7 protein-coding genes are annotated in these 7,326 nt (G+C 72.3%); 3 read left to right on the forward strand and 4 right to left on the reverse strand.

What is annotated here, in order from left to right:
• Positions 1-3: 3 nt before the first annotated feature.
• Complete coding sequence (locus IF04_RS0106565; protein WP_030252271.1) at positions 4-543, reverse strand: tripartite tricarboxylate transporter TctB family protein; 540 nt, start codon at positions 541-543, stop codon at positions 4-6.
• Positions 540-1,523: a Bug family tripartite tricarboxylate transporter substrate binding protein gene (locus IF04_RS0106570; RefSeq protein WP_211259772.1), complete on the reverse strand. Its 984-nt coding sequence runs from the start codon at positions 1,521-1,523 to the stop codon at positions 540-542. Before IF04_RS0106570 ends, IF04_RS0106565 begins: the two co-directional genes overlap by 4 nt.
• A gap of 154 nt (positions 1,524-1,677) precedes the next feature.
• Here IF04_RS0106570 and IF04_RS0106575 point away from each other — a divergent pair, with 154 nt between their 5' ends.
• On the forward strand, positions 1,678-2,352 hold the full coding sequence (locus IF04_RS0106575) for a response regulator (RefSeq protein WP_030252277.1): 675 nt from the start codon (positions 1,678-1,680) through the stop codon (positions 2,350-2,352).
• 180 nt (positions 2,353-2,532) lie between these two features.
• Positions 2,533-3,510 carry a lytic polysaccharide monooxygenase gene (locus IF04_RS0106580; protein ID WP_030252279.1) on the forward strand — a complete coding sequence of 326 codons (978 nt, stop codon included), beginning with the start codon at positions 2,533-2,535 and terminating at the stop codon, positions 3,508-3,510.
• Positions 3,511-3,581: 71 nt separating this feature from the next.
• Here IF04_RS0106580 and IF04_RS0106585 read toward each other — a convergent pair whose 3' ends face one another.
• Positions 3,582-4,469 (reverse strand): esterase/lipase family protein, encoded by an 888-nt coding sequence (locus tag IF04_RS0106585; RefSeq protein ID WP_030252281.1) that lies wholly within the window; start codon positions 4,467-4,469, stop codon positions 3,582-3,584.
• Between the two features lie 391 nt (positions 4,470-4,860).
• On the opposite strand from IF04_RS0106585, the gene IF04_RS0106590 reads away from it, so the two are divergent.
• Entirely contained in the window at positions 4,861-5,472 is a 612-nt protein-coding gene (locus IF04_RS0106590; RefSeq protein ID WP_030252283.1) for a pyridoxamine 5'-phosphate oxidase family protein, read from the forward strand.
• Here the strand turns inward: IF04_RS0106590 and IF04_RS0106595 are convergent.
• Positions 5,448-6,653 (reverse strand): DNA polymerase Y family protein, encoded by a 1,206-nt coding sequence (locus IF04_RS0106595; protein ID WP_078599899.1) that lies wholly within the window; start codon positions 6,651-6,653, stop codon positions 5,448-5,450. The two genes, IF04_RS0106590 and IF04_RS0106595, sit on opposite strands and share 25 nt — an antisense overlap.
• Between the last annotated feature and the right edge of the window lie 673 nt (positions 6,654-7,326).

Below are 7,326 nucleotides of genomic sequence, written 5' to 3' on the forward strand. Positions count from 1 at the left end.
CGTCTACAGCACCCCCATGAGCGGGCCGCCGGGCAGCGGCACGCCCAGCAGATTGTTGAACACGACGTAGGTCACCAGGGACAGGACGGCCGCGATGAGCGGGTCCCGGGTGAGGTTGCGGCTGCCCAGCGCGTATGCGGAGCCCCAGAAGAGCAGCGCGCCGGAGATCGGGAAGCCGAGCGGGCCGATGAGGACGGCGTTGGCGAGGAAGACGCCGGCCAGGAGGGCGACAGTGCGCCAGTCGCCGGGCTCGGAGAGGTCGATGTCCTCGCCGCCCTCGGCCTCTCCGCGGCCGCCCCGCAGGACGTCGACGGCGAGGAGCACGGCGATGACCAGGAGGAGCACCCCGACGACGATCGGCACGGTGGTGGGCCCGATGGGGCCGCGCTGGGTGATGTCGGCGTCCATCGTGACCGCGTCGGTGAGCACGAGGACGCCGAGGACCAGGAGGATGAGGCAGACGCCCAGTTCGGATCGGCCGCGCAAGGAGGCGCGCAGCCCGCTGCCCTTCGGGGGCGCGGTGGGTTCGGTACCGGTGCTCACAGCCCCAGCTCCTTCAATACGGTGTCGACGCGCCGGTCCTGAGCGTCCAGGAAGCGGCCGAACCTGTCGCCGGTCATGAAGGCGTCGCTCCACCCGTTGCGCTTGAGCGCGTCCTTCCACTGCGGGGATGCGTGCAGCTCGGTGAAGAGGGCGGTCAGCTTCTGCCGTTCGACGTCGGTGAGCCCCGGGGGCGCCACGATGCCGCGCCAGTTGGTGAACTCGGTGTTCACGCCGGCCTCCTTGAGGGTGGGCGCGTCCAGGCCCTTCACCCGCTCCGGGCCGGTGACGGCCAGCAGCCGCAGCTCCCCGGACTTGATCTGGTCGAGGTACTCGCCGACGCCGGACACCCCGAAGGCGACCTTGCCGCCCAGTACGGAGGCGAGCAGCTCACCGCCGCCGTCGAACGGCACGTAGTTGACGGACTTGGGCGTGATCCCGGCGGCCTTGGCCATCAGCATCGGCGCCAGGTGGTCGGGGCCGCCGGCGGAGGAGCCGCCGCCGACCGGCATCTTCCGGGGATTCTTCTTCCAGTCGGCGAGCAGTTGGTCGAACGTCTTGTACTTGGAGTCCTTGGCGACTACCACGATGTCCGGCTCCTCCGTGAGCCGCGCGATGGGCGTGGTGTCGCCGAGCCCGGAGGGCGAGTGGTTGGTGTGGACGGCGCCGACGACGCCGAGCCCCATGGACATCGCGAGCTTGCCGTTGCCGTGCTCGTTGACCATCCGGCTGAGGCCGACCGTGCCGCCCGCCCCGGGGAGGTTGAAGACCTCGACATTGTGGTTGAGCCCGGCGTCCTCGATGCTCTTCGCCGCCGTACGGGCCGTGATGTCGTATCCACCGCCCGGCGTGTTGGGCACCATGAACTGCAGGCCCGGGATCCGGGTCCCGGTGTCGGCCCCGCTGCCCGATGTCAGCAGGGGCGGGCCGAGGAGGACGATCAGAACCGCCCCCAGGAGGGCGAGGGGTGTGCGCGCATGCACAGATGACACCACCCTTCTCTTACGTGTGGCTTCGTGGCTCTGTGGGGGGGGGAGATCGTGGTGAGGGCCACATGTTGCCCGGGGGTTAACTCCGCGTCTCGCTTCCGGTATTAAGGGTCGTTGTGAACGTTGTGGTCGCGGAAGGGATCGTTCGATGACCAAGGTGCTGGTCGTCGATGACGACTTCATGGTCGCCAAGCTGCACAGCCACTACGTGAACGCCACTGAGGGCTTCTCGGTGGCCGGCGTGGCACATACGGGTGCCGAGGCACTGCGCGCGGCCGAACGGCTCCGCCCCGATCTCCTCCTGCTGGACATCTACCTGCCGGACATGGACGGCATCAGTGTGCTGCGTCGGCTGCGGGCCCTGGAGGGCGGGACGCACGCCGACGCGCTCTTCGTTACGGCGGCACGCGACGCGCACGTCATACGGGACGCGTTGCGGGCCGGCGCGCTGCACTACCTCATCAAGCCGTTCGACCGTGCCTCCCTTCAGGAGCAGTTGCGGCACGTGGCCGCGTTGCGCACCCGTCTGGAACGGCTCGGCGAGGCCAGCCAGGAGGACGTGGACCAGATCTTCGGCACCCGCCCGCGTGCCTCCAGAGGTCTGCCCAAGGGTCTCGCCGCCCATACGGCGGATCTGGTCGAACGCACCCTGCGACAGCACGAGGACGGACTCTCGGCATCGGAGTGCGCGGCGGCGGGCGCGCTGTCCCGGGTGAGCGCGCGCCGCTACCTCGAGTACTTCACGGGCACCGGGCAGGCCGAGGTCTCCCTCCGGTACGGCGGCACCGGCCGCCCCGAACGGCGCTACCGGTGGATCGCCTGACGGCCGTCCCGCCCGTGGTACTTAACCACCGCTGAGCGGTTCCTTAAGCCACCCATAAAGATCGCCAAGGGGCTGCTCCGGACGGCGAATTCGCTGGTCGGCGGGGCTAGCGTGCTGCCCGCCGCGTGCACCCGCCACGTACGGCATGAACTCCCGTACGTCCTGAAGGAGACCCCCACGATGACCGCTCGTCGCAAGGCCGCAGCGTTCGCCCTCACGACCCTCGCCCCGCTCGCCCTCACCGTGTTCGCCGCGGGCCCGGCGGCCGCGCACGGCTCGATGACGGACCCGGTGAGCCGGATCTCCGCGTGCTACGCCGAGGGCCCGGAGTCACCGGACTCCGCGGCCTGCAAGGCGATGGTCGCGGCCGGCGGCGTGCAGGCCCTGTACGACTGGAACGGCGTACGGGACGGCGCGGCGGGCGGCCAGTCCAGGACCCGCATACCGGACGGCAAGCTGTGCAGCGCGAACAGCGAGGAGTACAAGGGCCTGGACCTGGCCCGGGCCGACTGGCCGGCCAGCCCGATGGCGGCGGGTGCCCACACGTTCCGGTACAAGGCCACCGCGCCCCACAAGGGCACGTTCGAGCTGTACCTCACCAAGGACGGCTACGACCCGGCCAAACCGCTGAAGTGGTCGGACCTGGAGGCGAAGCCGTTCGCGAAGGTCACCGACCCCACCCTGACCGACGGCGACTACGTCTTCGAGGGCAAGGTGCCGGCCCGCTCCGGCCGCCATCTGATCTACAGCATCTGGCAGCGCTCGGACAGTCCCGAAGCCTTCTACACCTGCTCGGACGTGGTCTTCGGCAAGGCCGGCGACAGTGCGGGCACGGCGGCGGGTACCGGCGCGGAGTCGCACCCCGCGGCCACCGCCCCGACCGAACGGCAGCTCGCGGCCGGCGCGGACAAGTCGTCGATGGATCACACGCACATGCACCACGGGGACGAGGGCAGGGGCGCGGACCAGAGCGCGAGCGCCGCCGACGGCGTGCGCCCCGACGGCTCGTCGGGCAAGGCGGTGACCACGCAGCTCGCCGAGACGGGCGGCGACGACTCGACCGCTCCGCTCGCCATCGGCGGCGCGGCCGTGCTGGCGCTGGGCGCCTCGCTGCTCTTCGCCGTCGCCCGCCGCAAGGCCGCCCGGAACGGCGGCTGAGGACCGGGCGACGGCGCGGCAGGCCGACGGTGCGCTGCTCCCGGGGAGCAGCGCACCGCACGGCAATGGGGTCAGCGCGACGTGCAGGTCGTCGGCGTCGCGTGGGCCGGGTCCAGGGCGTTGGCCGTCTCGTGGAAGGCGACCCGGTCGGCCAGGCCGATGACCAGGTGCCCGGAGAGGTCGGTCGGGCACAGGTCCTGGACCAGTACGTTCCGCACATCCGGGCCGTTCAGGAACTGGCTCTTGTAGGGCGTGACCACCTCGTCGTACTTGGTCGCGATGACCGTGTAACGCACGCCGGGCACGGTGTCGCCGCCCTCGTTGAGGCGCTTGAGGAAGTCCGAGCCCACTATCTGGTCGTTGAGGCTCGGTGCGAGCGAGTCGAGGTACTTCTCGGCGTCCGGGAACTGGTCCAGGAGCCGGGTCAGCCCGTTCACGTCGGTGCCGTGGTTGTCGGGCGCGATGCCGACCAGCGCGTTCACCTTCGCCGCGCCGCCGAGGAACTTGAGGTAGTAGCGGGGCATCATGCCGCCCTGCGAGTGGCCCACGAGGTCGGTCTCCGGCGCGCCCGTCGCGGCCAGTACCCGGTCGACGTACGCGGAGAGCTGCTCGGCCGACTTGTCGACCGGGCCGAGGCCGTGGAAGAGGGGGACGCCGGGCAGTTGCCCGTAGTCGAAGGAGAAAACGCAGTAGCCGCGGGCGACCAGGTACGGCGCCAGGGCGAGCCAGTTGTCCACGGAGTTGCCGAAGGTGCCGTGGACGAGGACGACGGGCCGGGGATGGGCGGCGGACGGCTTGCAGGAGTAGTCGTTCCAGCCTGCGGAGACGGTGGCGTCCGGCGCGGTGGCGGCTGCCGCCGTGGGGGTGGCCGCGGTGGCGGCGCCGAAGGCGAGGGCGAGGGCGGAGACGGCGGTGGCCGCACGTCTCCAGGGCAGCGCTCGGTGCGTGGTCGTGTTCATGCGATGCTCCTTGCGGGAGGTGAGGGGACTCCGAAGTGCTCGCCGAGTCATCACCTGCGATCCGGATCGCATGGCTCAACGCTGTGATCGACCGTCAAGTTACGGCTGAGTAAGGTCGGGGGTCCAGCCTTGTGACGGTGAAAGAAGTGCCACACGATTCTCACCGGACGTACGGGTTATCCACAGGCTCCGGCGGCTGTCGGTGGTCCGGCGTAGAGTCGTTGCCATGGCGCTCGCGAGCCGCGCGGGCCCGCCGTGACAGGGGGATACGGCGATGAGTACAGCATCAGCGGGGACGACGGAGCCGACGGCCGATCAGCCGGGGCCGGCTGCCGCGAAGCCGGCGGACAGGACGCGGACGGCATCGGCGGGCGGGCCCTTGGAGGGGCTGGTGGAGGTCTCGTCCGAGGCGGAGCTGCGCGAGCTGGTCGGCGAGCCGAGCGCCCACGCCGCCCACAAGACCCGTCCCGCGCTGCACGAGCTGGACCGGCAGTGGCTGGCCAACTCCCCGTTCTGTCTGCTCGCCACGGCCGACGCCGAGGGCCGCTGCGACGTCTCGCCCAAGGGCGACCCCGCGGGCTTCACGCTCGTGCTGGACGACACGACGATCGTCATCCCCGACCGCCCGGGCAACAAGCGCGTGGACGGCTTCCGCAACGTCCTGGCCAACCCGCACGTGGGCCTGGCGTACGTCCTGCCCGGCCGCGGCGACACCCTGCGCATCAACGGGCGGGCCCGACTGCTGCGCGACGCCCCCTTCTTCGACGAACTGGTCGTCAAGGGCCACCGCCCGGCGCTCGCGCTGCTCGTGGAGATAGAAGAGGTCTTCCACCACTGCTCCAAGGCGTTCCTGCGGTCCGGCCTGTGGCGCACGGAGACCTGGCAGCCCGAAGCCCTCCCCACCCGGGCCCGAATATGCAAGGCCCTGGAGGCCCCGGAGCTCCCGCTCGAAGCCATCGAGGCGCACTACGGCCCGCGTTACGCCGACCGCCTGTACGGCTGACGGTAGGGCTGACCGTGGGACTGACGTCCCCGTCCCGTGGCCGGCGCGGGGGCGGCCGATGCGGCGGCGGGGCGGGCGGCGTGCGGGCCGAAACGGGTGCGCGCACGGTCGACAGCGGCTTCGATGCGGCGGGCCTTGTCGTCCGCCGGGTCGAACGTCAGCTGGCGGGCGGCGCGTTCGGCCCGGCGGAGGTCCTCGGCCCGTAGTGCCACCGCCCGTACGCGAGCGCGTTGCAGGCCGAGCGCGGTGTGCAGCGCGTAGGCGACCTCGGTCAGCGCGGGTCCGTGCGCGGTCGGTTCGGCCAGCCGCCGGGTGCGAGTTGTGGTGGTGCGGTCGGCGTAGCGGACGGTGAGCGTGAGCGCGCCTGCCACCTGACCACCGCTGCGCATCCGGGAGCCAAGCTCGTCCGCGAGCGAGAGCAGCGCCCTGCGGCGCCGCGCCTCGTCCAACTCGTCATGGACGAAGCGGTGTTCGGCGGCCATTGAGCGGGCCTGTGCGTTCGGGGTCACCGGCGTCGGGTCGATGCCGCGGGCCCGCTCGGACACCCGGCGGCCGGCCTTCGCGCCGAGGATGCGCTGCAGGGTGGCGGGCGGCGCCGCGGCGATCCGGCCGACGCTGTCGAGCCCGTACGCGCACAGGGCGCGGGCCGCGGCGGGGCCGATGCCGTGCAGAGCGGCGGCGGGCCTGCGGTCGAGGAAGGCCGCGACGCCCTCGGGGTCACCGGGGACGACGCGCACCTCTCCGGGCGTCGCGTCCTGGGCGGCCATCCGGGCGAGCAGAGGGTTGCCGGCGATGCCAATGACGCATTCGGCGTCGTACCACGCCAGGGCACGCAGCCGGAGCAGCTCGGCGATGCCGGCGGCGTCCCGGCCGAAGTACCGCTGCGCACCGCGTACGTCGGCGAGCGCGGCGTCCGGCGGCAGCGCCTCGACGACGGGGGTGAACTCCCCCAGCAGCGCGATCAGCCGCTCGTACGTCTCCTCTCCGAGGGACGCGGCGGCTCCCGCTCCGGCCGCCGCGGCCGGACGGAACCGTACGTACAGCGCGACCCCGGTCCTGGGCACCCGGCCCCGGCCCGGAGCACCGGCGGCACCCGTCGGAGAGTTCCCGGAAGGAGGTGAGGAAGGAGCCGAGGACGGGACTGAGGAAGGAACTGAGGAAGGGGGCTTTCGGTAAGTCATCCTGCGCTCCCTGGGCTGGAGTGCCACAGCTTGCGACCGGTGGCGGCGCGTTCGCCCGCGGGCTGGAGGTCGGCCCACGGGTGCAAGGTGTAGCCGGTGGGCAGGCGAATGACGCGGTCGTCGTCCGATGCCGTCGACTCGTCCGGCGTCGGCGAACCGGCAGGCGTTGCCGAGTCGGCAGGCGTCGACGGGGCGGTAGGCGTCGACGGGGCGGCAGGCGTTGCCGAGTCGCCCGGCGTCGACCAGTCGCCCGGCCTTGCCGAGTCGGCGGGCGGGGTGGGAGTGCCGCCCCCTCCGGGTGCCGGGCCGGTGCCGGCTTCCGCGGCGGCGTACCGCTCACGGTCGGCGGAGCCGCTCCGGCTGTGGGGGTGTCCAGTGATGCGTGCACCCGGGCCGCGCCCTGCGGCGGCGCGCGCCGTGGCTGGCGCGGGGGCCGTGGCGGACGCGGCGGCCGGTGCCGAGATCGGCGCCCCAGAGGCCAGGGCCCCAGAGGCCGTGGAAGCCGGGTCCGAGGCCAGGGCCCCCGACTCCAGGGCGCCGGAGGCCGAGGCCGACGCGGGGGCCGAGGCGGACGCGGGTGCGGGGGCTTGGGTTGTCTTGGAGGCTGAGACAGTCCCTGGGGTGGAGTTCGCGGCAGATGCCGGTACGGGGGTGGAGGTGGTGGGGGCGGGGG

This window comes from Streptomyces violens (assembly GCF_000717745.1).
GTDB classification, from domain to species: Bacteria; Actinomycetota; Actinomycetes; order Streptomycetales; family Streptomycetaceae; genus Streptomyces; species Streptomyces violens.

Excerpts from the sequence above, each read along its gene's own strand:
- IF04_RS0106595 (WP_078599899.1), bottom strand. The coding sequence starts at position 6,653 with ATGACTTACCGAAAGCCCCCTTCCTCAGTTCCTTCCTCAGTCCCGTCC.
- IF04_RS0106580 (WP_030252279.1), top strand. The coding sequence starts at position 2,533 with ATGACCGCTCGTCGCAAGGCCGCAGCGTTCGCCCTCACGACCCTCGCC.
- IF04_RS0106575 (WP_030252277.1), top strand. The coding sequence starts at position 1,678 with ATGACCAAGGTGCTGGTCGTCGATGACGACTTCATGGTCGCCAAGCTG.
- IF04_RS0106585 (WP_030252281.1), bottom strand. The coding sequence starts at position 4,469 with ATGAACACGACCACGCACCGAGCGCTGCCCTGGAGACGTGCGGCCACC.